General features: G+C 71.8%; 23 protein-coding genes and 2 pseudogenes. 11 read left to right on the top strand and 14 right to left on the bottom strand.

Going from position 1 to position 26,555, the window contains the following annotated elements:
• Positions 1–28: 28 nt before the first annotated feature.
• On the bottom strand, positions 29–1,045 hold the full coding sequence (locus tag OG522_RS29145) for a DUF3533 domain-containing protein (RefSeq protein ID WP_329465995.1): 1,017 nt from the start codon (positions 1,043–1,045) through the stop codon (positions 29–31).
• Between the two features lie 166 nt (positions 1,046–1,211).
• Between OG522_RS29145 and OG522_RS29150 the strand changes: the two genes are divergently transcribed.
• From OG522_RS29150 to OG522_RS29160, 3 genes are all read left to right on the top strand, one after another.
• Positions 1,212–2,000, top strand: coding sequence for a VOC family protein (locus OG522_RS29150; RefSeq protein WP_329465996.1), 789 nt, complete (start codon positions 1,212–1,214; stop codon positions 1,998–2,000).
• Between the two features lie 119 nt (positions 2,001–2,119).
• The gene (locus OG522_RS29155; RefSeq protein ID WP_329465997.1) at positions 2,120–5,608 is read left to right on the top strand and encodes a DNA polymerase III subunit alpha; all 3,489 of its coding nucleotides are present in this window, start codon (positions 2,120–2,122) and stop codon (positions 5,606–5,608) included.
• Complete coding sequence (locus OG522_RS29160; RefSeq protein ID WP_329465998.1) at positions 5,605–6,573, top strand: DNA polymerase Y family protein; 969 nt, start codon at positions 5,605–5,607, stop codon at positions 6,571–6,573. The genes OG522_RS29155 and OG522_RS29160 overlap by 4 nt, the downstream gene beginning before the upstream one ends.
• A gap of 16 nt (positions 6,574–6,589) precedes the next feature.
• Here the strand turns inward: OG522_RS29160 and OG522_RS29165 are convergent, their stop codons facing one another.
• Positions 6,590–7,276, bottom strand: coding sequence for a hypothetical protein (locus tag OG522_RS29165; RefSeq protein WP_329465999.1), 687 nt, complete (start codon positions 7,274–7,276; stop codon positions 6,590–6,592).
• Between the two features lie 255 nt (positions 7,277–7,531).
• Between OG522_RS29165 and OG522_RS29170 the strand changes: the two genes are divergently transcribed.
• The gene (locus tag OG522_RS29170) at positions 7,532–8,392 is read left to right on the top strand and encodes an esterase/lipase family protein (protein ID WP_329466000.1); all 861 of its coding nucleotides are present in this window, start codon (positions 7,532–7,534) and stop codon (positions 8,390–8,392) included.
• A gap of 59 nt (positions 8,393–8,451) precedes the next feature.
• Here the strand turns inward: OG522_RS29170 and OG522_RS29175 are convergent, their stop codons facing one another.
• Entirely contained in the window at positions 8,452–9,504 is a 1,053-nt protein-coding gene (locus tag OG522_RS29175) for a lytic polysaccharide monooxygenase auxiliary activity family 9 protein (protein WP_329466001.1), read from the bottom strand.
• Between the two features lie 203 nt (positions 9,505–9,707).
• Here OG522_RS29175 and OG522_RS29180 point away from each other — a divergent pair, with 203 nt between their 5' ends.
• Positions 9,708–10,190 (top strand): GNAT family N-acetyltransferase, encoded by a 483-nt coding sequence (locus tag OG522_RS29180; RefSeq protein WP_329466002.1) that lies wholly within the window; start codon positions 9,708–9,710, stop codon positions 10,188–10,190.
• A 29-nt stretch (positions 10,191–10,219) separates the two neighbouring features.
• Positions 10,220–10,792, top strand: a pseudogene (locus OG522_RS29185) (class I SAM-dependent methyltransferase); the annotation flags it as partial.
• Between the two features lie 167 nt (positions 10,793–10,959).
• On the opposite strand, the gene OG522_RS29190 reads toward OG522_RS29185, so the two are convergent.
• Positions 10,960–11,460, bottom strand: a complete 501-nt coding sequence (locus OG522_RS29190; protein ID WP_329466003.1) for a DUF402 domain-containing protein — start codon at positions 11,458–11,460, stop codon at positions 10,960–10,962.
• 99 nt (positions 11,461–11,559) lie between these two features.
• On the opposite strand from OG522_RS29190, the gene OG522_RS29195 reads away from it, so the two are divergent.
• A complete protein-coding gene (locus tag OG522_RS29195; protein WP_329466004.1) occupies positions 11,560–11,934 on the top strand; it encodes a GntR family transcriptional regulator in 375 nt (124 codons plus the stop codon).
• Positions 11,935–12,101: 167 nt separating this feature from the next.
• On the opposite strand, the gene OG522_RS29200 is transcribed toward OG522_RS29195, so the two are convergent.
• Positions 12,102–13,202 (bottom strand): DUF5925 domain-containing protein, encoded by a 1,101-nt coding sequence (locus OG522_RS29200; protein WP_329466005.1) that lies wholly within the window; start codon positions 13,200–13,202, stop codon positions 12,102–12,104.
• Between the two features lie 119 nt (positions 13,203–13,321).
• Between OG522_RS29200 and OG522_RS29205 the strand changes: the two genes are divergently transcribed.
• A complete protein-coding gene (locus tag OG522_RS29205) occupies positions 13,322–14,692 on the top strand; it encodes a xylan 1,4-beta-xylosidase (RefSeq protein WP_329466006.1) in 1,371 nt (456 codons plus the stop codon).
• A 5-nt stretch (positions 14,693–14,697) separates the two neighbouring features.
• Here OG522_RS29205 and OG522_RS29210 read toward each other — a convergent pair.
• The 5 genes and pseudogenes from OG522_RS29210 to OG522_RS29230 form a co-directional block, all read right to left on the bottom strand.
• Positions 14,698–15,987: pseudogene (locus tag OG522_RS29210) on the bottom strand (lipopolysaccharide biosynthesis protein); the annotation flags it as partial.
• A 28-nt stretch (positions 15,988–16,015) separates the two neighbouring features.
• The gene (locus OG522_RS29215; protein WP_329466007.1) at positions 16,016–16,825 is read right to left on the bottom strand and encodes a polysaccharide deacetylase family protein; all 810 of its coding nucleotides are present in this window, start codon (positions 16,823–16,825) and stop codon (positions 16,016–16,018) included.
• Complete coding sequence (locus tag OG522_RS29220) at positions 16,822–17,856, bottom strand: glycosyltransferase family 2 protein (RefSeq protein ID WP_329466009.1); 1,035 nt, start codon at positions 17,854–17,856, stop codon at positions 16,822–16,824. The genes OG522_RS29215 and OG522_RS29220 overlap by 4 nt, the downstream gene beginning before the upstream one ends.
• A complete protein-coding gene (locus OG522_RS29225; protein ID WP_329466010.1) occupies positions 17,853–18,716 on the bottom strand; it encodes a glycosyltransferase family 2 protein in 864 nt (287 codons plus the stop codon). The genes OG522_RS29220 and OG522_RS29225 overlap by 4 nt, the downstream gene beginning before the upstream one ends.
• 317 nt (positions 18,717–19,033) lie before the next feature.
• Entirely contained in the window at positions 19,034–19,423 is a 390-nt protein-coding gene (locus OG522_RS29230) for a hypothetical protein (RefSeq protein WP_329466011.1), read from the bottom strand.
• Positions 19,424–19,729: 306 nt separating this feature from the next.
• Here OG522_RS29230 and OG522_RS29235 point away from each other — a divergent pair, with 306 nt between their 5' ends.
• On the top strand, positions 19,730–20,539 hold the full coding sequence (locus tag OG522_RS29235) for an SGNH/GDSL hydrolase family protein (RefSeq protein ID WP_329466013.1): 810 nt from the start codon (positions 19,730–19,732) through the stop codon (positions 20,537–20,539).
• Here OG522_RS29235 and OG522_RS29240 read toward each other — a convergent pair.
• Positions 20,509–22,158, bottom strand: coding sequence for a serine/threonine-protein kinase (locus OG522_RS29240; protein WP_329466014.1), 1,650 nt, complete (start codon positions 22,156–22,158; stop codon positions 20,509–20,511). The genes OG522_RS29235 and OG522_RS29240 overlap by 31 nt on opposite strands.
• A gap of 291 nt (positions 22,159–22,449) precedes the next feature.
• On the opposite strand from OG522_RS29240, the gene OG522_RS29245 reads away from it, so the two are divergent.
• Positions 22,450–22,713, top strand: coding sequence for a hypothetical protein (locus tag OG522_RS29245; RefSeq protein ID WP_329466015.1), 264 nt, complete (start codon positions 22,450–22,452; stop codon positions 22,711–22,713).
• A gap of 28 nt (positions 22,714–22,741) precedes the next feature.
• Here the strand turns inward: OG522_RS29245 and OG522_RS29250 are convergent, their stop codons facing one another.
• From OG522_RS29250 to OG522_RS29260, 3 genes are read right to left on the bottom strand one after another with little or no spacing between them, the layout of a single operon-like run.
• Entirely contained in the window at positions 22,742–23,938 is a 1,197-nt protein-coding gene (locus OG522_RS29250) for a CaiB/BaiF CoA transferase family protein (protein ID WP_329466017.1), read from the bottom strand.
• 51 nt (positions 23,939–23,989) lie between these two features.
• Positions 23,990–24,772, bottom strand: a complete 783-nt coding sequence (locus OG522_RS29255) for an ABC transporter permease (RefSeq protein ID WP_329466018.1) — start codon at positions 24,770–24,772, stop codon at positions 23,990–23,992.
• A complete protein-coding gene (locus tag OG522_RS29260; RefSeq protein WP_329466019.1) occupies positions 24,769–25,731 on the bottom strand; it encodes an ATP-binding cassette domain-containing protein in 963 nt (320 codons plus the stop codon). The genes OG522_RS29255 and OG522_RS29260 overlap by 4 nt, the downstream gene beginning before the upstream one ends.
• A 64-nt stretch (positions 25,732–25,795) precedes the next feature.
• On the opposite strand from OG522_RS29260, the gene OG522_RS29265 reads away from it, so the two are divergent.
• Positions 25,796–26,503, top strand: coding sequence for a TetR/AcrR family transcriptional regulator (locus OG522_RS29265; protein ID WP_329466020.1), 708 nt, complete (start codon positions 25,796–25,798; stop codon positions 26,501–26,503).
• Positions 26,504–26,555 lie beyond the last annotated feature (52 nt).

Below are 26,555 nucleotides of genomic sequence, written 5' to 3' on the forward strand. Positions count from 1 at the left end.
GGGCGCGACCCAAAGCGATGGGGGAGGCTCACGTGCCCACCGGTGGGCCGGCGCGATCCTGGCGCAGCCCGGCCAGGAGCACGGTGACGACGGCGCCGGCCGCCGCCCAGATGGAGAGCACCTGGAGCGGGCTGCTGATCGCGTTCCCCCTGAAGTACGCGATGGAGCGCGCCGCCCAGGTGCCCGCGCCCGGCGGAAGGCCGGGCCCGATCGTCCGCCAGAACGGCGGGAGCAGCGGATACGGATAGGCGCCGCCCGCGCTCGGATTGCCGAGGACGACGATGACCAGGATCGCCAGGCCGATGCCGACGACCCCGGCGAGCCCCTGGAAGGCGAGCGTGGTGGCGCCCACCGCGAACACGACGAGGGCGCCGAGTCCGGCGAGCCCGATGTAGCTGCCCGGCAGCGCGTCGAGCACCGGCCCGATGATGAGCGAGCCGAGCAGCCCGGCGGCGATCGAGTACAGCGCGAGCACCGCGAGCCGGATCAGCGCGCGATGGGGGTTGGCGGGCCGGGCGCCCGCGCTGATCGCGAGGATCGCGGCGCACAGGTAGCCGCCCACGCACCAGCCGACGACGAGGTAGAACGAGGACAGGGTGCGGGAGTCGCCCGCGGCGACGGGGGCGACGTCCACCACCTTCACGGTGCGCTGCTGCGTCTTCTCGGCGGCCGTCACGATCGCCTCCACGGCCTGCGCGAGCGAGGCCCCGCCGCCGCTCGCCACGAGCACCGTGTCGGTGGTGCCCCGCGGATCGACGATCAGGGCCCCGTCGATGCCGCGCTCGCGCAGCTGCCGGGTGGCGTCGGCCGCGTCCTTGGCGGTCCGTACGTCCAGCGGCCCGCCGGGCAGCGCGCCCAGCTTCTGCGTGAGCTGCGGGCTGATCTGCGGGGGAGCGACCACCGCGAAGGGGATGTCCTTCGGCTTCGGGCTGTGGAAGGCACCGGCGTAGGACGCGATGAAGGCGACCATCAGCCCCAGTACGCCGATGACCAGCAGGGCGGCCCGCACGGTGACGGCGGTCTTCACCTCGTCGACGAAAGTCATGCCCCCACGCTCGGCCGCGCCGGGTGCGCACGCAGTCGGGGCGGGGCCGAACGGCTGACTCCCCCCGGCCGGTCCGCCCCCTCGAACGGGCACCGGCTGCCACGCTGGAGGCAGGTTCCCGGGGCTCGCTTCCCCGGGAGGACTACACAGCCGACAGGAGCACTCCATGCTGACCTCCACGCAGGTACCCGGCGGGCTGAACTGGCTCGACCTGGGGACCCCCGACCCCGACGCGGCCGTCGTTTTCTACGCGGGCGTGTTCGGCTGGGATTTCCGGTCCGCGGGACCGGAGGCCGGGGGCTACGGCTTCCTCCAGAAGGACGGCAGGACGCTCGCCGGCCTCGGCCCGCTGACCGAGGAGGGCGCGAGTTCCGCCTGGACGGTGTACTTCCGCACCGTGGACGCCGACGCCACCGCCAAGGCCGTCGAGCAGGCGGGCGGCTCGGTCCGCGTCGCGCCCGCGGAGGTCTTCACGGCCGGGCGGATGGCCGGCTTCACCGACCCGACGGGCGCCGAGTTCGCCGTGTGGGAGCCCCGGGAGATGGACGGCCTGGAGATCGTCAACGAGCCCGGCAGCGTCAGCTGGATCGAGCTGTACACGACCGATGCCGCGGTGGCGAAGGACTTCTACCGCACGGTCCTGTCGTGGGACACCCGCGACATGCCCATGAGTGAGGACATCGTCTACACGATCGCCGGTGCGGCGGGCGGCGGCGAGCAGTCCATGCACGGCGGCCTCATGCAGCTGCCCCAGGAGAACCTGGACGCGGGCTCGACCTCCGAATGGCACCCGTACTTCGAGACCGAGGACTGCGACGCCACGGTGGTCAGGGCACAGGAGCTGGGTGCGACCGTCATCATCCCGCCCGCCGACGCCGAGGGCGTGGGACGGTTCGCGATGCTGCTCGACCCGTTCGGCGCCCCGTTCGCGGTGATCACGAGCGCCACCGCCTGACCTCCCGAGAACGGCCGGCGGACCGCTCCGGCAGACATTCGAACATGTGTGTCGCACGCACGTTCGAACTGGTCTATGGTGGAAGGGAGGGGGTGAGAACGGATCAGTAGGAGGTGCGGATGTCCGGCTTCACGCATCTGCACACCGTTTCGGGATTCTCCCTGCGGTACGGGGCCTCCCACCCGGAACGGCTGGCCGAACGCGCCGTCGACCGCGGCATGGACGCCCTCGCCCTGACCGACCGGGACACCCTCGCGGGCACGGTCCGCTTCGCCAAGGCCTGCGCCAAGGCGGGCATCCGGCCGCTGTTCGGGGCCGATCTGGCCGTGCCGGAACACCTGGAAGACGCCGGGCCCGCTCGGGGGCAGGCCCGGCGCACGCCCGTACGGGGCGGTGCGTTCGTCGACGAATCGGCTCCCCGGGTCACCTTCCTCGCCCGTGACGGCGCGACCGGCTGGGCCGAGCTCTGCCGCCTGGTCAGCGCCGCGCACACCGCCGGGGGGCGCCCGCTGCTCGCCCGCTCCGACCTGCCCGCCGAGGGGCTCACCGTGCTGCTCGGACCGGCCTCCGAGATCGGCCGCGCGCTGAGTGCGGGCCGCCCCGACCGGGCCGCGAGACTGCTCGCGCCCTGGCGGGAGATCTACGGCGACTCGCTCCGCCTCGAAGCCGTCCACCACGGGCTCAGGGGCACCGGGCCCGGCTCGCTGCGGCTGGCCGCGCGCACCGTCGGGTTCGCCGCCGAACAGGGCGTGCGCGCCGTGCTGACCAACGCCGTGCGGTACGCCGATGCCGGCCAGGGCCCGGTCGCCGACGTGCTCGACGCGGCCCGGCGCCTGGTGCCGGTGCGGGCACCGTTCGACAGTGGCGAGCGCTGGCTCAAGGACCCGGACGCCATGTTCAAGATCGCCGAACGGGTCGCCGAGGCGGCGGGCTGGCGGCGCGACGTCGCCCACCGGCTGCTCGCCATGACCGAGCAGACCGCCGCCGAATGCCTCGTCGACCCCCAGGACGACCTCGGCATCAAGACCTTCGCCTACTTCCCGGAGCCGCACCTGGTCGGCGCGGCCCACCGCACCCCGCAGCGCGTCCTCGCCTCCCGGGCCGCCGCGGGCATGGTGCTGCGCGGCTACGGCGACCGGCGCGCGTACTGGGAGCGGATGCACCACGAGCTGGACATCATCGCGCACTGGGGGTACGCCTCGTACTTCCTCACCGTCGCCCAAGTCGTGGACGACATACGGGAGATGGGGATCCGGGTGGCCGCGCGCGGCTCCGGCGCGGGCTCGCTCGTCAACCACCTGCTCGGCATCGCCCACGCCGACCCGGTGGAGAGCGGGCTCCTGATGGAGCGCTTCCTCTCCAAGCGGCGCCCGGTGCTGCCCGACATCGACATCGACGTGGAGTCCGCGCGCCGGCTCGACGTCTACCGCGCGATCATCGACCGCTTCGGCACCGAGCGGGTCGCCACCGTCGCCATGCCCGAGACCTACCGGGTGCGGCACGCCATCCGGGACGTGGGCGCCGCGCTGTCCATGGACCCGGCCGAGACCGACCGGATCGCGAAGTCCTTCCCGCACATCCGGGCCCGCGACGCCCGCACGGCGCTGAAGGAACTGCCCGAACTGCGGTCCCTGGCGGGCGAGATGGAGAAGTACGGCAGGTTCTGGGAGCTGGTCGAGGCGCTCGACGCACTGCCGCGCGGCATCGCCATGCACCCGTGCGGCGTGCTCCTCTCGGACGCCTCCCTGCTGTGCCGCACCCCCGTCATGCCGACCAGCGGCGAAGGGTTTCCCATGTCCCAGTTCGACAAGGAGGACGTGGAGGACCTCGGGCTGCTCAAACTGGACGTCCTGGGCGTGCGGATGCAGTCGGCGATGGCCCACGCGGTGGCCGAGATCGGCCGGGCGACGGGCGAGAAGCTCGACATCGACGACCCGGCGCAGGTACCGCCCGGCGATGCGAAGACGTACCAACTCATCCGGTCCACCGAGACGTTGGGCTGTTTCCAGATCGAGTCACCGGGCCAGCGCGACCTGGTCGGGCGGCTCCAGCCCGCCACCTTCCACGATCTCGTGGTCGACATCTCGCTGTTCAGGCCCGGACCGGTCGCGGCCGACATGGTGCGGCCGTTCATCGAGGCCCGGCACGGGCGGGCCCCGGTGCGCTTCCCGCACCCCGACCTGGCGGACGCGCTGCGCGACACCTACGGCGTGGTCGTCTTCCACGAGCAGATCATCGAGATCGTGAACATCATGACCGGCTGTGGCCGGGGCGAGGCCGACCGGGCGCGGCGCGGACTCGGCGACCCCGAGTCGCAGGGCCGCATCAAGACCTGGTTCGCCCAACGAGCCGAAGAGCGCGGCTACCTGCCCGAGGTGATCGCCCGCACCTGGGAGATCGTGGAGGCCTTCGGCTCGTACGGCTTCTGCAAGGCGCACGCTGTCGCCTTCGCCGTGCCGACCTACCAGTCGGCCTGGCTCAAGGCGCATCACCCGGCCGCCTTCTACGCCGGGCTGCTCACCCACGACCCCGGGATGTACCCCAAGCGGCTGCTGCTCGCGGACGCGCGGCGGCGCGGGGTGCCTATCCTGCCGGTGGACGTGAACCGGTCCTCGGTCGCACACGGAATCGAACTGGTGTCCGGTGTGTGGGGGGTGCGGCTCGCGCTGGCGGACGTCCACGGGATCAGCGAGGCCGAGAGCGCGCGCATCGAGGCCGGCCGCCCCTACGCCTCGCTGCGTGACTTCTGGCAGCGGGCCCGGCCCAGCCGGCCGGTCGCCGAACGGCTCGCCCGGATCGGCGCGCTCGACGCGTTCGGCGCCAACCGGCGCGACCTGCTGCTCCACCTGTCCGAACTGCACGGCGCCCGCCGTGCCGCGGGCGGTCAACTCCCGCTGGACGGCGGCCTGTTGACGGCCAGTACGGGACTGCCCGACCTGGATGACGCGGAACGGCTCAGTGCCGAACTCGGCGTCCTCGGTATGGACGCCTCCCGCCACCTGATGGAGGACCACACGGAGTTCCTGAACGAACTCGGCGTCGTCTCCGCCAAGCGGCTGCGCGATGCCGAGCACGGCCGGACGGTCCTGGTGGCGGGCGCCAAGGCGGCCACCCAGACCCCGCCGATCCGCTCCGGCAAGCGGGTCGTCTTCAGCACCCTGGACGACGGCACGGGCCTGGTCGACCTGGCCTTCTTCGACGACAGTCACGACGCCTGCGCCTACACCGTCTTCCACTCCTGGCTGCTCCTTGTGCGCGGCGTGGTGCAGCGACGCGGCCCGCGCAGCCTCAGCGTGGTGGGCGCCCGCGCCTGGAACCTCGCCGAACTGGCCGAACTGCGCCGGGTGGGCGGCCTGGACGCGGTCTCGGCCCGCCTCGCGACCCCGCCGGAACCCATCGAACCCGCCGCCCCCTCCTCGGAAGCCTCCGAAGCCTTTGAAGCCTCCGAAGCCTTTGAAACGGCGGCCGGGCGGTCCGCCGACAACGGCCGCCGCATCCACCTGTCCACCGGCTACGAACTGAACCCCTGGGCCGACCTGCGACCGGCAGGTGAACAGGCCGCCACCGGACGGAAGTTGTGGCACGCGAGCCCCGGGAGCGCGGGATGATCCTCTGTGCACGGTTCGCCCCGGGAGAGTCGGACGCGGCGCCTTCCTCGCTGGTCACGCTGGCCGAGGGCCTCACCCCCACCGTCCAGGCGCTCCCGCCCGACGGGCTGCTCGCCGATCTGTGCGGCGCCGAGAAGTACTTCGGGCAGGACGCGGAGCGGCTCGCCGCCCTCCTGCGGGTCCGCGCGCTCGCCCACTTCGGCCTGGGCTGCGCCATCGGCCTCGCGCCCAATGCGATGCTGGCCAGGATGGCGGCCCGGGACGCCGGAGCCGGGACGACCCGGGTGGTGCGCCCCGACGAGGTGGACCGGTACCTCGCCGTCAAGCCGGTCCGTGCGCTGGACGGGGTGGGGCGCTCGACCGCTCGCACCCTCTGCGCGTACGGACTCGACACGGCGGGGCGCCTCGCGGACGCTCCGCCGGGCACCGTTCAGCGGATCGTCGGCGCCAGGGCCGGACGCGAACTCCAGGAACGGGCCCGCGGCATCGACCGCACCCCCGTCGTGCCGAACGCCGCAGCCAGGTCCCTGGCGGCCGAACGCACCTTCTCCCGCGACGAGTTGGACCCCGTACACCATCGCAGGGCGCTGCTCGCCCTGGCCGAGGAACTGGGCGTCCGGCTGCGCGGCGCGCACCAGGTGTGCCGTTCCCTCAGCCTCACCGTGCGCTACGCCGACCGGTCCACCACCACCCGCACCCGCGGCCTGCGCGAACCCTCGGCGCACTCGCCCGCGCTCACCGACCTGGCGTACGGGCTCTACGCGGCGCTCGGCCTGCAACGGGCCAGGGTGCGGGGCATCTCGCTGCGGGCCGAGGGACTGATGGCGGCCGAACTCGCCGCCCAGCAGCTGACGTTCGACCCGGCGGACGACCGGGCTCGCCGGATCGAGGCGGTGGCCGACCGGGCCCGCGCCCGCTTCGGTCCGCGGGCCATCGTCCCGGGGACGCTGTCGGACGCGGCCTGAGCGAGGGCGGGCGGGTTCAGGAAGCCAGCCGTTTCCTGACGTCCGCGGCCTGGGGGCCGAAGTCGACCGCCGGGATCCGCCACCGGGAGTCGCCCCCGGCGGCGTCGACGTAGACCAGGATGCCGCCGCCGGCCTGATCCGGCGTCAGATCGAAGACCTCGGAGCGCAGCTGGTGGCCGCCCGGTTCGATCCGGCCGACGCCGTTGTACCCGCTCACCAGGACCTTGTGCGCGGCGCCGGTGCCCTCGAAGACGCTCTGGCCGTTCGCGGCGATCCAGCGCCAGCCGCCCTTCGTGCCGTTGGCGGGCTCCTCGTCGGCCGCGTTCGCCGACAGTGAGGCGTCCTTGGTCGTGATGACGGCGAAGGTCCCGAACCGCGAGGCCGTGCCCTGGGCCTTCCTGGTGTAGACGACGGTCGTCGGCGTGATCTCCAGGATGCCGACGAGCTCGGTTCCCACGGTCCGGGACGCCACGCCGAGGGCCAGGGCGGCGGCATCCGGACCGGGCGCGGCCGGGGTGTTGGCCGCCGGAGGTGTCGGGGTGGCCGACTGCGGGCCGGCGGCCCCCGCGGTGGGCGGCTTGTCAGCAGAGTCGTGGCTGCCACCCGGACCGCCGGTGGCGCAGGCGGTCAGGGTCAGACAGGCGGTGGCAGCGGTGGCGAGCAGGATCTTGCGCATGGTTCCCCCCAAGGCGTTGACGCTCACCGGGAACGTACCGCGACGGTGCCGACACCCAGCGTGAAGTCGCCGAACCGGGACGAAGCGGTGTCCTGTAGTGACGAATCCACCCCATCTGACGGGCCGACAGATTTTTACTGACGCGTAACTTCACTCTTGCGCTACTCGTGCGTAATTTGGCGTGAGCACGACCGTACGTATCCCGTACGGCACCCACTTGTGGTCCGGGCCGCAGGGCGAATCCCCCATCGCAACTCCCTTGAGCCGCAAGGAGATCACCCGATGCTGCCCTGGAAACGCGTGCTCAGACCGCTCTCGGCGGTGCTGCTGGCCGCCGCGGCCACCCTCGTTCCCGCGACGGCCGCGCACGCCCAGTCCGCGCCGAGCAGTGGCTGGAACGACTACTCCTGCAAGCCGTCCGCCGCCCACCCCCGGCCCGTCGTCCTGGTGCACGGCACCTTCGGAAACGGCACCGACAACTGGCTGGCCCTCGCCCCGTATCTGGTCAACCGCGGGTACTGCGTTTTCTCGCTCGACTACGGCCGGCTTCCCGGTGTGCCCCTCTTCGACGGCCTCGGCCCCATCGACAAGTCGGCCGCCCAGCTCGCCACCTTCGTGGACACGGTGCTCGCCGCGACCGGAGCGCCCAAGGCCGATCTGGTCGGCCACTCGCAGGGCGGCATGATGCCGCGCTGGTACCTGAAGTTCCTCGGCGGCGCCGCCAAGGTCAACGCGCTCGTCGGGATCGCCCCCGACAACCACGGCACCACCCTGGACGGCCTGGCCCAACTGCTGCCGTACTTCCCCGGCGCCGAGAACCTCCTGACGCTCGCCACTCCCGGACTCGCCGACCAGATGGCCGGGTCGGCGTTCGTCACCAAGCTCAATCAGGGCGGCGACACCGTCGCCGGCGTCCACTACACCGTCATCGCCAGCAAGTACGACGAGGTGGTCACCCCCTATCGCTCGCAGTTCCTGGACGGCCCGGACGTCCACAACGTCCTCATCCAGGACAAGTGCGCGCTCGACCTGTCCGAGCATGTGGCGATCGGCCTCACCGACCGCGTCGCCTACCACGAGGTGGTGAACGCGCTCGACCCCGCGCACGCCACCTCGACCACGTGCGCCTCCGTCATTGGCTGACGGCCCGTCACATGACCGCCCCTCACCGGCAGTCGGGAGGGGCGGTGCGCCCCGCGAAGTCAGCGGCCGTGGCGCCCGGCCGGAGCGGCCTTGCGGCGCAGTGTCACGAAGAGCGCCGCGGCACCGACGGCGAGCGCGCCCGCGCCGCCCATGGCGAGGTACGGGGTACTGCTGTCGCCCCCGGTCTCGGCGAGGTTCTGCGTGCGGGTCGCGCCGGTGGTGTCGGTCGTGCTCGGCGTTCCTGTCGAGGCGATCGGCGTGGACGCGGCCCCGTCCGCCTGCGGCCCGCTGCCCTTGCCGGCCGGGACGGTGTTCGGCCCCTTACCTGGAGCGGCGCCGTCGTGATGGTGCTGGACGGTCGACTTGGCCGCGCCGTCCGCGATCTCCTGGTCGGTGGGCGCCGAGGCCGCCGGTGCCGGTGCGCCCGCCGTCCCGCTGTCCTTGCCGAACACCACGTCGGAGCAGGTGTAGAACGCCTCGGGGCTGTCCGAGCGCTGCCAGATCGAGTAGATCAGGTGGCGGCCCGACCTGGCCGGGATCTTCCCGTCGAAGACGTAGTCGCCATTTCGCATCGGCGGGTCGGTGACCTTCGCGAACGGCGTCGCCTCCAGGTCCGACCACTTCAGCGGCTTCGACGGGTCGTAGCCGTCCTTGGTGATGTACAGCTCGAACGACCCCTTGTGCGGCGCCGTTCCCTTGTAGTGGAAGGTGTGGCTGCCCGCCGAGAGCTTGGTGGCCGGCCAGTCGGCGCGCGCCAGGTCGAGCCCCCTGTACTTGTCGTTGCCGGCGCTGCACAGCTTCCCGTCCGGGATGATCTGCTTCGAACGGCCGGCGGCGTTGGCCATGTTCACCGCGTTCCAGTCGTAGAACGCCTGCGGGCCGCTCGCCGCGACGGCGGCCTTGCACGCCGCGGACCTGGGGCTCTCGGGGCCCTCGGCGTAACAGGCGGAGACCCGGCTCACCGGGTCCGTCATGGAGCCGTGGGCGGCGGCGGGCCCGGCCGCGAGCCCCGTGAGGGCGAGCGGCGCGAAGCCCAGGGCGGCGACCGCGGCCACCTTGCGACCACGGGGCCCCCGCTGCTCGGACGCGGTGGAGAGCTGGGGGAAGGTCATGGTGGCGTACTCCTTCGAGGGTGCACAGGCGTGGGGCGTGCGAGTCGCGAACCGCCGGACGTCCGTCCGGCGATCAGCACGCTAACCCCGGAAGACCCTGAAATCCCCTGCTGGGAGCGGGCGTTGGCGATCCTTATGGTCGTTTTAAGGAGCCGCTCAGAAGTGATTAAGAACGGGGCTCGGCCGCCCCGTACCGTGTGCCCATGAACGATGAGATCCGGCTCGCGACCCCCGATGACGTTCCCCGGGTGCGGGAGGTGACCGATGCCGCCTACCGCCCCTACATCGAGCGGATCGGCGTCGTGCCCGTCCCCATGGAGGCCGACCATGCGGCGAACGTGGCGGCGGGGCGGGTCTTCGTGACCGGCCATCCGGTCGTCGGCGTCCTGGTCCTGGTCCTGGTCCCGGAGCCGGACCACCTCTTCCTCGACTCGATCTGCGTACACCCGGACGCGAGGGGAACCGGCGTGGGCCGCGCGCTGCTGCACTTCGTGGACGCCCACGCGCGCGCACTCGGCCTGCCCGAAGTGCGGCTCTACACCAACGCGATGATGTGGGAGAACCAGAAGATCTATCCGCGCTACGGGTACGAACTCGTCGAGCGCCGCGCGGAAGGGGCCTACGACCGCTTCCACTACCGCAAGGTGCTCGCGCCGGAATCCGGCTCCGGGGCCGTTCGGGGCTGATTGTCAGTGCTGCCTGGCACGATCGGGGCATGACCATCGACTGGGACGAAGCCGCCGACACGTTCGACCAGGAGCCCGACCACGGGCTGCTCGACCCCGCGGTGCGGGCCGCCTGGGACGAGCGCCTCGCCGGCTGGCTGCCGGACCGCGCGGGCGATCTGCTCGACCTCGGCTGTGGCACGGGAAGCCTGTCGCTGCTCGCCGCCGCGCGGGGCCACCGGATAGCGGCTGTCGACCTCTCGCCCCGGATGGCCGAGCGGGCCCGCGTCAAGCTGGCCGGCACCGGCGCCGAGGTGCTGATCGGCGACGCGGCGCGTCCACCGGTGCGAGGGCGCACCTTCGACGTGGTGCTGGCCCGCCACGTGGTGTGGGCCCTGCCCGACCCGGAGGCCGCGCTGCGCCACTGGTGGTCGCTGCTGCGGCCGGGCGGCCGACTGATCCTGGTCGAAGGGGTGTGGGACGGCCCCGGCATACCCGCCGACCGCCTCACCGACGCCCTCGCCGCGTTGCACGCGGAGCCGCGCTATGAACGGCTGTCCGGGGACGCGCGATTGTGGGGGCGCGAGGTGGACGACGAGCGGTACGTGGTGGTGGCCGAGGCCCCCGCGGCCTGAGGACGGACACGGGGGCAACGCACCTGGCGCGCCGCGCCCGGACACGGGGCCGCGGAAGCGGAACGCACGCGGCACGCGCCCAACGCCCCCACCCCCGCGCCGCGCACCCCCGCGCCCACGCCCCCCGACTCCCGTCCGCCGTTCGACGGCTCGCTTCAGTCGATGAGGGCGGTGAACTTCCCCAGTTTCGCCAGGAGTTCGAGCTCGTCCAAGGCGGCAAGCGCGCGGGCCGCCGCCTTTGGGTCGTGCTCGGACAGGCCGCTGGCGGCGAACTCGTCCTCGTCCAGGCGCAGTACGGTCGCGCCGTCGGCCGAGACCCACAGGTCGAGGTCCAGGTCCTCGGCGATCAGCTCGCCGTCCCGGACCACCGCGGGCCGGGTGATGTCGCAGTACCAGCCCTTGAGTACCGAGCCCGCCCCGCGGACCTCCTTCACGGCGTACCAGCGGTCGCGCCAGTAGTGCTCGGTGAACACATCGCCCGGCTCGAACCGCACGAATCCGAAGTCGCGGACGCCCGCCGCCGCCCAGGGAGCGCGCACGCTCAGCCGCGTCCCGTCGTCGGACTCCACCGACGCCGGGTAACGCAGCTTCGTACGCCCGGCCTTGACCAGGACGACATCAATGGGGGTGCCGGGCTCAACCGTGCTCGTGGACATGACGAACCTCCCTCGCGAACAGGTATCGCACGCTACGCGGGCACCCGGGGCGGGAGCCTTCCATTTTCGCGGCGGAGGCGAGCGGGGGAGAATCGGGTTGTGACCCTCAAGATCGTGATTGACCAGGGCGCGGCCACCGCGCCGTACGAGCAACTGCGCGCCCAGATCTCCGACCGGGCCCGCTCCGGGAAGCTGCCGGTCGGCTACAAACTGCCCACGGTCCGCGGCCTCGCCGAAGAGCTCGGGCTCGCCGCGAACACGGTGGCCAAGGCCTACCGCGCCCTTGAAGCGGACGGCGTCATCGAGACCCGGGGCCGCAACGGGACGTTCGTCGCGGCGGCGGGGGAGGCCTCCGAGCGCCTTGCGGCCGCGGCCGCGGCGGTCTACGCAGGCGAGGCCAGGCGCCTGGGCCTGGGCCGGGAGGCCGCGCGAGCGGCGGTCGACGAGGCCTTGCGGGCGGCGTACGGCAGCTAGGAGCCTCCGCCTGGCCCTTCCCGAAGGCCCACTCTGCCCGAAATCCGGCCCTGCCCGAAGGCCCCCCTCTCCGAATCCCTCCGGCGGACACGTCCTCGGCCGCGGGCCGTCGCGGGCCCATCGCGGGGGTCCCCGCGCCCCGTTGGGGCGCGGCCCCGCGCAGGGGATCAGAGATACAGCCCCGCGTCCGCGTCCGCCCGCTGGTCCGGGACCGACGCCGGCGACGTGCCGCGGCGCAGGGCGAACAGTTCGGCCAGCGTGGTGCCCTCGCGGCCCACGCCCTCCTCGGTGCCCAGCCAGCCGACCGCTTCCGCGCGGGTCAGCGGGCCGACCTCGATGCGGGCCAGGCAGCGGCCGGGGCGCACCACCGCGGGATGCAGCCGCTCCAGGTCCTCGTTGGTGGTGACACCCACCAGCACATTGCGGCCCTGGCCGAGCAGACCGTCCGTCAGGTTGAGCAGACGGGACAGCGCCTGGCCCGCCGTGTGCTTGGCCTCGCCGCGGATCAGCTCGTCGCAGTCCTCCAGGAGCAGCAGCCGCCAGCGGCCCTTCGCCGAGCCGTCGTCCTCACCGATCGCGATGTCCATCAGATAGCCGACGTCGTTGAACAGACGCTCCGGGTCGAGCACACAGTCCACCTGGCACCAGTCCCGCCACGAGCGGGCCAGGGTGCGCAGCGCCGAGGTCTTGCCCGTGCCCGGCGGTCCGTGGAGCAGCAACAGACGGCCCGCGATGTCATCCGGGGTCACCTTCATCAGGCGGTCCATCGCCTCCGCCACCGGCGCCGTGTAGTTGGGCCGCACCTCCTCCCAGGTGCCCGCCGCGATCTGCCGGGTCGTACGGTGCGGGCCGCGTCGCGGAGACACGTACCAAAAGCCCATCGTCACGTTCTCGGGCTGCGGCTCCGGCTCGTCCTCGGCGCCCTCGGTCGACTGCTTCAGGACCTGCTCGGCCAGTTGCTCGGTGGTGGCGGTCACCGTCACGTCCGCGCCCCGGTTCCAGCGCGAGACCAGCAGCGTCCACCCCTCGCCCTCGGCGAGGGTCGCGCTGCGGTCGTCGTCGCGGGCGGCGCGCAGCACCTTCGCGCCGGGCGGCAGCAGGCTGAAGCCCTTCTTGACCCGGTCTATGGAGGAGCTGTGGGAATAAGGCTGCTCGCCCGTGGCGAAGCGGCCGAGAAAGAGCGCGTCGACGACATCGGACGGCGCATCGCTGTCGTCCACGGTCAGCCGGATCGGCAGCGCGGCCTCAGGGTTAGACATGTCGCCCATGATCCGGCAACGCGCCCGCCCGCGCACGTGTTTTGTCCCGTTGGCAGACCGGGGACGTTCCGTACCCGTTCCGCTGAAACCAGCCGGAATGACAACTGCCGCCACTACGCTGCCCCGTGATGGAACGTCATCCCGCCACCGCCTCCCGACAGGGCGGCCCCGCCAGAACGCCCCGGGTCAGGACCTCGGTGCTGCTGGCCTTCGTGTTCCTCGCGGCCCTCGCGCTCCTCCTGACAATGTGCGGTCAAACGAACAGAACCGGCCGGGGCGGCCCAGGCGCCGACGACGCCGCCTCCGCGCTCGGCTGGGGTTTCACGCACACCCAGTACAGCGCCGACACCGGCGCTGACGACGCCGTGGCCCGCGCCCGCGACCTGCTGTCCGGGCAGAGCCTGCCGCAGAACCAGGCGCTGATGGGCTGGGGCGCGGGCAACCCGGAGCCGTCGCCGGGCACGTACGACTTCTCGGATCTCGACCGGCGCGTCGCGTTCATCCGTTCCACTGGCGCCACCCCCGTCATCACGCTGTGCTGCGCGCCCGACTGGATGAAGGGGGGCCGGGCCGGCGCGAGCAGGACCGACTGGAGCGTGCAGTCGCTGGAATCGGCGCCGCTGCCCACCCACTACGAGGACTTCGCGACCCTGGCCGCCCAAGTCGCCCAACGCTACCCGGACGTCCGGCATTTCATCGTCTGGAACGAACTCAAGGGCTTCTACGACGACGCCGCCGGGCGCTGGAACTACGAGGGCTACACACAGCTCTACAACCAGGTCTACAAAGCGGTGAAGAAGGTCAGCAAGGCCGATCTGGTCGGCGGGCCCTACCTGGTCATGGACAGCTACGCGCCCAAGGACCAGTCGTACGCCTCCGGCCTGTCGGGCCCCTGGGGTTCGGTGGACCAGCGCGTGCTCGACGCCTTCACCTACTGGAACGACCACAAGGCGGGCGCCGACTTCGTGGTCGTCGACGGCGCGAGCTTCACCCGGGACGCCCAGCTGCTTCCCGACGCGTTCAGTGCCACTGACAAGCTGACGGCGGTCAGCGACTGGGTGCGCAAGGAGAGCGGCGGGCTGCCGCTGTGGTGGGCCGAGTACTACGTGGAGCCCGACCAGTCCGGCTGGAGCGAGCAGCGGCGGGTCGCCACCCAGGCCGTGGGCATGATGGCCCTGGCGCGCGGCGGCACCAGCACCGCCTTCTACTGGAGCCCCGAGGAGCAGAGCGGACCCTGCCCGGGATGCCTGTGGACACCCACTCAACTCGGCGACGGCGGGCGCGAGTTGGCGATGTACACACTGGTCGCCAAGTTCGCCGGGGCCTTCGGGCCGGGCGCCCGCTTCACCCCCGTCAGTGTGGATCCACCGACCCTGCGGGTGCTGGCGAGCGGCAAGGACGTCCTCGTCGTCAACACCCTCGACCGTGCCGTCGACGCGACGGTCGACGGCAGGCCGCTCTCCCTCGCGGGCTACGAAGTGCGCTGGCTGACCCGGTGAGGCTCGGCCGTCCGCAGCACTCCGAACAGTTTCACCGCCGCGATCGCCGCGATCACCGAAAGGCTCGCGACCTCCGCGATGCCGACGCCGGTCAGCCCCAGTGGGCCAAGGAGCGCCAAGGTGGAGCCGAGCACCAAGGCGCACAACCCGCCCTGCAAAAGGGCCAGGCCGGCCGTCCGGTTCCGCGCGCGCAGCACCGCGAAGTACAGCTCGATCACCACCCGCAGCAGCGCCCCCACCACCAGGCACCGCAGCAGCCCGGTGGCGTGAGCCGCGTACCCCTCGCCGAACACGTGCAGGACGTGCGGGGCGAAGGCGAAGATGAACGCGCAGATCGGTACCACGATCTTGACCATACGGAACAGCGCGGCCCGCGCGTTCCGTCCGAGCCGCTCCGGGTCGTGCGCGCCCTCGACGGTCAGCGAGGCGCCCATGTTGATGGCGAGCAGTTCGACGGTGCCGCCGATGGTGGCGGTGATGTAGAAGTACGCGTTGTCCGCCGAGCTGATCCGCGCGGCGACGATCACCGGGACCAGGTAGACCACGGCCAGCGCGAACAGCGAGCCCGTGTAGTCGCCCGCCAGGAAGCGGCCCAGCTCCCGGTAGGACGGCGGGTGGGCGGTGTGCACGGTGAGTTCGACATGGCGCGGCACCAGACGCCGGAACACCAGCCAGCCCAGCGGCAGTACGGACACCGCGATCGCCGCCACCCAGGACACGAACACCCCACTGGTCGGCAGCGAGGCGGCGATCGCCACCAGGAGCAGCAGTTTGACCGCGGAGAACGCGGTGTTGCCGACCGGCACCCAGAACGCGCTGCGCAGTCCGGTGAGCACCCCGTCCTGGAGGGTGAGCACCGACCAGGCCATGACCGCCGCGATGAAACCGAGCCCCTTGAACGGGCCGTGCAGAAAGCGGTAGGAGGGACCCCAGAAGTCCAGGGTCTCCATGAACACCAGCGCGGCCACGCCGACGACGCAGGTGCTCAGCGTGTAGGCGCGCAGGACGAACCGTCCGGTGGCGGCGCCCGCCACCGGGATGAAGCGGGCCATCGCCCCGGTCAGGGTGAGCGCGGTGATCCCCGCGAGGAACTTCATCGCGGCGATCGCGGCCGAGCCCTGGCCCACCGCGTCATCGGTGTAGTACCGGGCGGCGATCAGCCAGAAGCCGAGCCCGAGCACCGCACTGATGCCCGTGTTGAGCATCAGCGCGTAGGCGTTGCGGAAGAGTGGGGTGCCCCGGTGTCTGCCCCGGGGCTGCGTCCTTCGGTCCTGGGCGGTGGTCACGTCAGCCACGAGTGCCGCTCACCTTCCGGTCGGGTCTTCAGCCGCCGCCGAGCCTGCGCCCGGCCTGCCGGGCCCTGCGCAGTACCGCGTAGCCCTTCGTCAGGACGCGGTCCGCGGCGAAGGCGCGCGCGATGTCGCGGCCGGTGCCCGCGACGAGCCGCTCGAACTCGTCGATGCCGGTGGTGCGCCGGACCGTCACCCGCTCCAGGGCGTACGGTCCCTGGCGCCGCCGGGCGAGCGAGTTGCCCACGGCCAGCGCCTGGGTGAAGCCCGCGGCCCGCACGGTGCGCCGCACCCGGCGGCTGGAGTAGCCGTAGGGATAGGCGAACGAGACCGGCCGCCGCCCCAGCTCGTCGGTGAGGATCTCCTTGCAGCGCAGGGTCTCGAACCACAGCCGCTGGTCGTCGAGTTCGTCCATCCGCGGATGGCTGTGACTGTGCCCGCCGATCTCGGTGCCGGCCGCGACGAGCTCACGCACCTGGCCCCAGTCGAGCATGGTGTCCAGGGCGCCGCCCTCGTCGTACGCGCCGCGCAGCCAGCCCGTCGACACGAAGAGCGTGGAGGCGAAGCCGTACTTGGTGAGGACCGGCAGGGCATGGCGGTGCACGCCCTCGTAGCCGTCGTCGAAGGTGATCAGGACGGGATGGCGTGGAAGCGCTCCCGCGGTGCGCCAGGCGTGCCCGAGCTGCGCCGTGGTGACCGGGGTGAACCCCAGCTCGGCCAGCAGCTCCATCTGGTCGGCGAAGGCGTCCGGTGATACGGACAGGCCGTAGGCCGCCTTCGCGGGGCTGTGGGCCACCGCGTGGTACATCAGGATGGGCACCGGCCCCGTTCCCGTCGCCGTCATGCCGCTTCGTCCTCTCCGGTGCTCCTCTTGCCCGTGTTCTCTTCGTCCGGTACGCGTTCGATGGGAGCCACCTGGAAGCTCGCCGCGCCGCGGCGGGCCCGCACGGTGCCGAGCAGATACCCGCCGGCCGCCACCGCGACGCCCGTCACGATCGCGCCCGCGCGGCCCGCGCCTCCCGGCCGCCCGAGCACCGCGTCCCGCACCCCGCGCACCACACCCGCCGGAAGGACCCGGGTCGTGTAGCGCCGCTCGGACTCAAGTCCCTTGCCAGTACCGACACTTCGGGCCACCAGCGCCTTGGAGAGACCCTCCGCGTACGCCCGCGTACGGAAGTAGCCGAAGCGCTCGCGGGCCGCGGGCACCCGATGGTGGATCACCGCGCGGTCATCGATGAGCAGCACGGCATCGGGCAGCGCCCTGCTGAGCCGGATGCACAGCTCGGTCTCCTCGCAGCCCAGTGGCCGCTTGTCGCCGTCGCGACCGATGCCGGTGGCGAAGCCGCCCGCCGCGTCGAACGCCGACGTACGGAAGGAGGCGTTGCCGCCGAGGACGTTGCGCACCACCACCCGGCCCGGCGGCAGGCCCCGGTAGGTGCAGCCGACGACCCAGTCGAACTCCTCGGGGAACCAGGCGGGACGGTGCCCCGAGGCCCAGGCGGGCATCGTCCTGCCGCCGACCGCCATCACCCGCGGGTCGTCGTACCCCGCGGCGAAGTGGCGCAGCCAGTCCCGCTCGGCCACGGCGTCGTCGTCGAGGAAGGCCACGAACTCGCCCCGGGCGGCGGCGATACCGGTGTTGCGACCGGCCGAGAGGCCGCGGGGGCCCGCGTTGGCGAGCACCCGCACCTTCTCGGCCGGGGCCGTGAACTCCGCGCGGAGCCGTTCCAGGAGCCGCTCGTTGTGGTCCACCACGAGCAGCGTCTCCAGGGCGGGCAGCGACTGCGTGCGCACCGAGGAGACGGCCGCCAGGATGTCCTCCCAGCGGTCCTCGGTGTACACGCAGATCACCACGGAGAATTGACGCTCCGTCAAGAGACCTCTCCCCGCCGTGTGTTCAGGAACACCGCCTGCGTCCGGCGGCGTGCGCGGGGCACCGCCTTCTCCTTGAGGATCACCTTCAGGACGCGGATGCCGTCGCGCACCGCGCTGAGGTTGGAGACGCCGTGGATCCGGTTGTACTCGTAGCTCGGGACCTCTTGTACGCGCAGGCCCGCCTTGACGATCCGGACGTTGATCAGGGTCTCGATCTCGAATCCGGAGCAGTCCAGCACGATCTTGTCCAGGCAGTGCCGCCAGAAGGCGTTGTAGCCGTAGCAGAGGTCGGTGTAGCGGGCGCCGAACTTGCGGTTGACGATGCCGCACAGGACCGCGTTGCCGAGCTTGCGGATCGGTGTCATGTCGTCGGTGCCGCCGCCGTTGGCGAAGCGGGAGCCCTTGGCGAAGTCGGCGCCGCCGACCAGCGCCGAGACGTAACTGACGATCTCCTCGCCGTCCGCCGAGCCGTCCGCGTCGACCATGACGATGATGTCGCCGGTGCAGGCCGCGAAGCCGCTGATCAACGCGTCGCCCTTGCCCTTTCCGACCTGTTTGACGACCTTGACGTCGGGCCACAGTTCGCGGGCCACCCGCACGGTGTCGTCGGTGGAATTCCCGTCGACCAGGACCACTTCGTGGATCCAGTCCGGAAGTGTCTTGAACACATACGGAAGGTTTTCGGCCTCATTCATCGCGGGGATGACCACGCTCACCGGCGGCGCAATGGCGAGATTCGCCGAAACGGGCCGGTACTCAGCTGGTATTCGGTTGTCCGCGGCCGTGGCCGTGCGGCCGTGCGGCGAATCCGGAATTAATTGATCTTGGCCCGGCACGGCCGGGCGCACCGAAGAAGTCATGATGAGTCTCTGTCCCTCTCGTCCGGTGGACCGCCCGCCCCCGGGTGGTCCGGATGAGTTTCCGGTTACGAAAGGGGGGTTCTCACCCCGGTCATGACGGCGCGGAACACCGCACTGATTGGGCGAGCTGGCTTTACTGGCCGCGCGGCCCGTGTTCCGGCCTCCGCACTGCGAGGACCGAGCACGGCACCCCCCTACCGCGCCCCGCTCCGGCACCCATCGTGACGCTTGAGCCCTCCCCTTGCGTCGCAATACCCGATGGACCGATGCGGGTGGATGTAAGACGGTATTGATGCTTGGGACTGTAGGGCAAGACCTCAGGCGAGGCCTCGCGTTTCCTTATTTTCGGCCGTACTTTCACGGCCACGTCCGGAACGATGCGCTCCCGTCCCCACCAGGAATAGAAGAAGGCTGATCACGCCAACTGCCGTGACGCCGCTCCGGATAGACCACATGTGCAGAGCCGCCATGCTTTCGGCGGTCAGCAGATCGATGAGTACTGCTCCTGATATCGACGCCACCGAGCGGCTGAGCGGTTCCAGCCGGTTCAGGGCGAATGCGGCCGCTTCGGCGGGCGCTGCTATCAGGAAGAAGAGCGCGAGCGGTGCGCGCAACGGAGAGTCCAGGCCGCCGAGGGCCAGCACGGCGCCCGCCGCGGACACGGCGAGCGACGCCCCCGCGAGGACGGGCAGCAGATCGGCGCCCACCGAGGCGCTCCCTGCCGGTCTGTCACTGATGGTCTGCATTGGCGACGGTTCCCCCCGATGCGCCGGATGCGAGGCTTCAATGTGGCGCAGTCCGGACACTCCCGTCAAGACCGACTCTCCTGCGACGAACGGAAGTTGACGGTGCGTCAGCGGAGTGTGGGGCTCCGGTGAAGGATTACTCGCGAGTTGCTGACGGATCACCAGATAGGCACACATGTCCATTCGGCGTTCTTGGCATGGACACTTCCCGCGGCCTGTGGGGGCTGGTACCACTGCCGTGGCGGAAAACCCGCTAAAGGAGGTTCCATGAAACTGTCCCGAATCGCGGCATATGCATGGGCGCTCGTGCTGGCAGTCGCGCTTTCCCTCACCGGGGCCGGCGTGGCCGCAGCGGCAACCCAGGCGGCCGGATCCCACTACGTGGCCCTCGGCGACTCGTACTCTTCCGGCCTGGGCGCCGGCAGCTACGACAGTTCGAGCGGCAGCTGCAAACGCTCCACCAAGGCCTACCCAGCCCTGTGGGCGGCGGCGAATTCACCCGTCTCATTCGACTTCACCGCGTGCTCCGGCGCTCGTACGGGTGATGTGACGGCGAGCCAGCTCGGCCCGCTCAGCTCCACCACCGACCTCGTGTCCATCACCATCGGCGGCAACGACGCGGGCTTCGCGGACGTCATGACCAACTGTGTCCTGTACTCGGAGTCCACCTGCCTCAGCAAGGTGGCGGCGGCCCGCGCCTACGTCGACTCGACGCTGCCCGGCCTGCTCGACTCGGTGTACTCGGCGATCAGATCCAAGGCGCCCAACGCCCATGTCGTCGTCATCGGCTACCCGCACTTCTACAAGATCGGCGGCAACTGCCTCGCCGGTCTCAGCGAGAACTCCCGTACAGCGATCAACGGCGCCTCCGACGAGCTCAACGCGGTGACCGCCAAGCGCGCCGCCGACAACGGCTTCAGCTTCGCGGACGTCGTACCGGCCTTCGCCGGACACGAGATCTGCTCCAGCAGCCCGTGGCTCAACAGCGTCCTGTGGACCAACATCGGCGAGTCCTACCACCCCACCGCCGCCGGACAGTCGGGCGCCTACCTGCCGACCTTCACCAACGCGGCCTGACGCGGCCGGACGGCGGGCAAGGACGGCCCGCCCGTCGGCGGCTGCGAGGAGGAGGCCCCGCCCGTCGGGGTCTCCTTCTCACATGTGACCTTGTACGCAACGGAATTGGACGCGACCCGCACCGGACTCCGCACCTCGGCGTGGACCTCGTTGGAGCCGCTCTGCTCGGGGGACTCGGTGTGCGGAACCTGGCGGGTCGACGGGCCGCCCGAGGGGAACGAGAGCGTCTTCCAGCCGGGATCACCGGACTGGCCGTCCCGGGTGACCCAGCGGTACTCCACGTCCGCCGGCGTGCGCCCCACGGTGAAGACGGCGACCATCGCGGGCGCCGAGGCGCTCGGCGCCGGGCACACTCCGTCGTAACTCCCGCGCACCGCCCGCATGGTGACCTCCACCGACTGCGAGGGAGACGGCGAGGGCGACGGGGACGGCGAGGGGCTCGCGCTCGCGGACGGCGAGGCGGCGGATGGGCTCCTGGCGCCGGACGGTGGCGGCACTCCCGCGGAGTGCGACACGGACGGCGCGGACGAGCCGCCGCCCGACGCGCTCCCCTGGTGGCCCTGCCCGTCACCGCGCACCAGCGCGTACAGGAGCCAGCCGAGCGCCAGCAGCAGCACCAGGACCCCGATGAGCAGGACGGCCCCGGTGCGGCGGGGAGGAACGGTGCCGCGGGCCGTCGTGGTGGTGGCGCCCGAAGGGGCCGCGGGCAGCGGGAGGACCGGCGGCGCCCCCGGCGGCCCGGTCACGAGCGTCGTCGCCTCGGACCGCCCCAGCGGGGCCCGCACCGTGCCGCCCGCCGCCACGATCCGCAGCTGGTGCTCGGCCTCTTCGGCGGGCAGGCGCTCGGCCGGGGACTTGCGCAGCAGCCCCTCGATGACCGGAGCCAGCGGGCCCGCCCGGCGCGGCGGCGGCAACTCCTCGTCGACCACCGCCCGCAGCGTGGACAGCGGGGTCTCCTGGCGGAAGGGCGAATGGCCCTCGACCGCCGCGTACAGCAGCACCCCCAGCGACCAGAGGTCCGAAGCGGGGCCCGGCGTGCGCCCCAACGCCCGTTCGGGAGCGAGGAATTCGGGGGATCCGACGACCTCGCCGGTCATGGTGAGCGTCTGGGTACCCATCACCATGGCGATGCCGAAGTCGGTGAGCACCACCCGGCCGTCGGTTGCGAGCAGTACGTTCGCCGGCTTCACGTCGCGGTGCAGCACCCCCGCCTCGTGGGCGGCCCGCAGTGCCGCGAGCACCTCGGCGCCGATGTGCGCGGCGCGTCCGGGACTCATGGGCCCCTCCGCGTCAAGCACGTCGGACAGCGCGAGACCGCGCACCAGCTCCATCACGATCCACGGCCGGCCGTCCTCGGTGGCCACGTCGTACACCGTGACCACATTGCGGTGCGAGATCCGGGCGGCGGCCCAGGCCTCGCGCTCCAGGCGCGCGTACAGCCGCCGGACGTCCGGGGTGTCCAGCGCGGGCGGCGCCAGGACCTCCTTGACCGCGACCTCGCGACCGAGGACCTCGTCCCGTCCCCGCCAGACCACGCCCATGCCGCCCCGGCCCAGCGGAGAGATGAGCCGGTAGCGTCCCGCGATCAATCGCTGCTCACTGCCCGGCACTTCGCTCACTGGCGAGCCTCCCGTCCGCGGCGGAGAAACCCTTCCAAGTTAGCCCAGGGCCGCGCCCCTGCCGCCCCCTTGAACGGCAATCCGCACTCCGTGCGAAATCAGCTCGCGACCCTGCGTGACGACCAGTCAGTGATCTGTCCAACTCACCCTGGAATCAGCAGAATTCGGAGCGTAGTTGTCAACCTGGGGCCTCTCAAGGTGAATCCTGCCACCGGGATACACGAGTGTGATGCGGGGGCGATAGGGTTACCCTGCCCGGGGCCGGGTGCCCTCGTACGGGTGGGGAGTGACATGGAACAGATAACAGTGCGCAGCAGGGCGCGAGTCCCTGCCATCACCTGCGGGAGCAGTGCGACCAGCTCGCGGCTCGACCGCCACCTCTCGGTGCTCGGCGGCCCTGCCGTCCCGCAGCGCGAGGCGGCCGAGGCGACGTTGCTGATGCGTGAGCTGACCTCGCGTGATATTACGCACACCCGCAAGAGCAAGAGCCACCGCGTCTCGCTCTTCGCGCCGCTGCGGCGGCTGCGCCGCTCGCTCTTCGGCAGCCGCGGCTGAACCCACTTCCGACACTGTGAGACCGCGCTCAGGCGATCACGCCGTCCCGGCGCAGCTCAGCCAACTGCTCGTCCGTCATTCCCAGGGCTCGCAGGGTTGCGCGGGTGTGCTCGCCGAGCGCGGGCACCGCACCCATCCGAGCTTCTTGGCCGCCGCCCAGATTGATGGGCGGCAGCAGGGCCCGCAGCGGCCCCACCGGTGACTCCACATCCCGCCAGCGGTCGCGTGCCGCGAGTTGCGGGTGTCCGGCGACATCGCCGACGGTGTTGAGCCGGGCGCAGGCGATTCCCGCCGCTTCCAGTCGGCCGACCGCTTCGGCGGTCGTGCGGCAGGCCAGCGCCCGCGCCACCAGATCGCCCGTCTTCTCCCGGTTCGCCACCCGCGCCGCGTTGGTGGCGAACTCCGGATCGTCCGCCAACTCGGCCTGCTCCAGGACCTGTTCGGCCAGGCGCCGCCATTCGCGGTCGTTCTGCACGGAGAGCAGCACCTGGCCGCCGTCCGCGGTGGTGTAGGCGTCGTAGGGCGCGATCACGGCGTGCGCGACTCCGGTGCGCGCCGGTTCGGTGCCCCCGTGCATCACGTGGTGCAGCGGATGCCCGAGCCATTCGGCGAGCGCCTCCAGCATCGAGATCTCCACCGGACCGCCGCGACCCGTCGTGCCGCGCCGCACCAAGGCCGCCAGGACGCCCGAGAAGGCGTACATGGCGGCCGCGATGTCGGCGGCCGGGATCCCGGCCTTGACGGGCTGCTCCGGCGTCCCGGTGACCGACACCAGACCCGCCTCGCACTGCACCAGCATGTCGTAGGCCCGCTTGTGGGCGTAGGGCCCGTCGGCCCCGTAGCCGGATATGTCCACCGCGATCAGCCGGGGACGAGCCGCGCACAGGCTCGCCGCGTCCAGGCCGAGCCGGGCCGCCGCGCCGTGCGCCAGGTTCTGCACGAACACGTCGGCGTCCGCGATCAGCCGGTGCAGCACGTCCAGGCCGCGCCGGTCCTTCAGGTCGAGGGCCACCGACTCCTTGCCGCGGTTGCACCACACGAAGTGCGAGGCGAGGCCGCGGGCGGCGGTGTCGTAACCGCGGGCGAAGTCGCCGCCGTCGGTGCGCTCGACCTTGATGACGCGGGCTCCCAGGTCGGCGAGCTGCCGGGTCGCGAACGGTGCGGAGACGGCCTGTTCGACGGCGACGACGGTGATTCCCGCGAGGGGCAGTGGCTGAGTGCTCATGACAGCCGTACCTATCGCGTACGGACCGTCCCTGTCACCCCGCGCCCGAGCTCAGCGGCCACAGTTCGCGTACCGGCGGACGGCCAGCGGCACGAACACGGCCAGCAGGAGGGCGCACCAGGCCAGCGAGCCCGCGACGGGGTGGGCGACGGGCCAGGCGGCGTCCGCGGCGGGTCGCGCGTTGCCGCAGAGGTCGCGGACGGCCGCGGCGACGGCGCTGATCGGGTTCCACTCGGCGATCGTGCGCAGCCAGCCGGGAAGGTTGTCGGTGGGGATGTAGGCGTTCGAGAGCAGCGGCAGGACGAAGGTGGCCGAGCCCAGTTGTCCGGCGGCCTCCTCGCTCCGCGTCAGCAGCCCGAGGAACAGCCCCGTCCACGTGGCCGCCAGGCGCAGCAGCATCAGCAGCCCGAAGGCGCCGAGCGCGCCGAGCGGTCCGTCACTGGCGCGCCAGCCCACCGCGAGTCCGACAAGCATCAGCGCCGTCATGCCGAGCGCGGTGGTCAGCAGATCGGCCGCGGCCTGGCCGACGGGCACCGCGGCCCGGCTCATCGGCAGGGTGCGCAGGCGGTCCATCACGCCGCGGTGGGAGTCCTGCGCGGCCTGGAACATCCCGGTCATCAGGCCGCCCGCGGCGGTGGCCACCAGGAGACCGGGCACCAGATAGGCCCGGTACTGATCACCCGGCATGGCCAGCGCGCTGCCGAAGACGTAGCCGAAGAACAGCAGCATCGTGATCGGCATGGTCTGGGTGAGGATGAGCACGCCGGGCGCGTGCCTGAGTCGCTGGAACTGACGGCCGAGCATGGCCGAGCTGTCGTGGGCGAGCGAGGTCATGTCACGAGCTCCTTGCGGCTGGGGGCGGCGTCGGTGAGGCGCAGGTACACCTCGTCGAGGGTGGGCGGGCGCAGGCCGGCGTCCAGGATCGGGACCCCGGCCGCGTCCAGCTCGCGCACGATGCGGGGCAGGGTGAGCGTCGGGTCGGCGGACGCGACGCCCACCGTCAGCCGATCGGCGTCCAGGTGGGGCTCGGCGCCGGTCAACTGGTCCAGAACGGCGGCGGCTTGGGGGAGTGCGTGCGCGTGGGCGACCACGACCTCGGCGTACGAGCCGATCCTGGCCTTGAGCTCGGCGGGGGTGCCGGTGACGGCGGCCCGGCCGTGGTCGATCAGGACCACGTCGTCGGCCAGTTGATCGGCCTCCTCCAGGTACTGGGTGGTGAGCAGCACCGTGGTGCCCTCGGCTGTCAGGGCGCGCACCGCCGCCCAGATCCGGTTGCGGCTCTGCGGGTCGAGACCGGTGGTGGGTTCGTCGAGGAAGAGCACTCGGGGGCGGGTGATCAGGCTCGCGGCGAGGTCGAGCCGGCGCCGCATGCCGCCGGAGTACGTGCCGGCCGCCCGGTCGGCCGCGTCCAACAGGTCGAACTGCTCCAGGAGCTCGGCGGCGCGGGCGCGGCCCGCCGTGCCGCGCAGCTTGTGCAGCTTGGCGAACAGCTGGAGGTTCTGCCGACCGGTGAGCTCGATGTCGACCGAGGTGGACTGGCCGGTCACGCCGATCGCCCGGCGTACCGCGTCCTGGTCGCGCACCACGTCGTGGCCCGCGACCCGTGCCGAGCCCGCGTCCGGCGCGAGCAGCGTCGTCAGCAGCCGTACGGCCGTCGTCTTGCCCGCGCCGTTGGGGCCGAGCACCCCGCAGACGGTGCCTTCGGCGACCGCGAGATCGAGGCCGCGCAGCGCGTGGACCTCGCCGAAGCGCTTCTCCAGACCTTCACTAAGTACAGCGTACGAAGTTGTCATGCGGCCCACCGTACCGCACTACGTACGCCGTACGTAACTACGATGGGGGGCGAGGTGATGATCCATGGCAGGGCGACCTGCTGAACCAGAAGTGATCTGGGCGCGCCCCGAGCGCGCCGGACGGGGCCCCAGGCCCGCATTCAGCCGTGCCGACATCGCGGCCGCCGCCGTGCGGATCGCGGACGCGGACGGCATCGACGCGCTCTCCATGCGCCGGGTCGCGGCCGAGCTCGGCTGCGGAACGATGTCGCTGTACAACTACGTCCCGCGCAAGGAGGACCTGTACGAGCTGATGGTGGACGCGGTCAGCGCCGAGTACGAGCTCAGCGCTCCGACGGGCGACTGGCGGGCGGACATGATCGGCCTCGCCCGGCAGACCCGGGCGCTGATGCACCGCCACCCGTGGCTACCCCGGCTGATGTCCCCGGTGTACGGCTTCAGCCCCAACGCGCTGCGCTACCTGGAGCACTGCCTGGCCTGCCTGGAGCCGCTGGACCTGAAGGCCGGGACGAAGATGGAGCTGATCGCCTCGGTGACCGGCGTCGTCACGACCTACGTCGCCAACGAGATCGCCACGGCGGAGCGGGCGCGCTCGCTGCCGTGGTCGGTGGAACAGGAGCACGGCGTGCGGATCGCCTACCTCTTCAGCCAGGTCTCCACCGGCCGCTACCCCCGCCTCGCCGCCGCCTTCGCCGAGGACTCGGGCCCCATTGACCTGGACGCGGTGTTCGACCGGGCCCTGACCAGGACGCTCGACTCCTTCGGTCGCTGAGCGCTCCGCCGCAGGCGGCGTTCCCCGGCTGCGGGACGGCCGCGGGATGGTC

It is taken from the genome of Streptomyces sp. NBC_01431 (assembly GCF_036231355.1).
Taxonomy (GTDB): Bacteria; Actinomycetota; Actinomycetes; order Streptomycetales; family Streptomycetaceae; genus Streptomyces.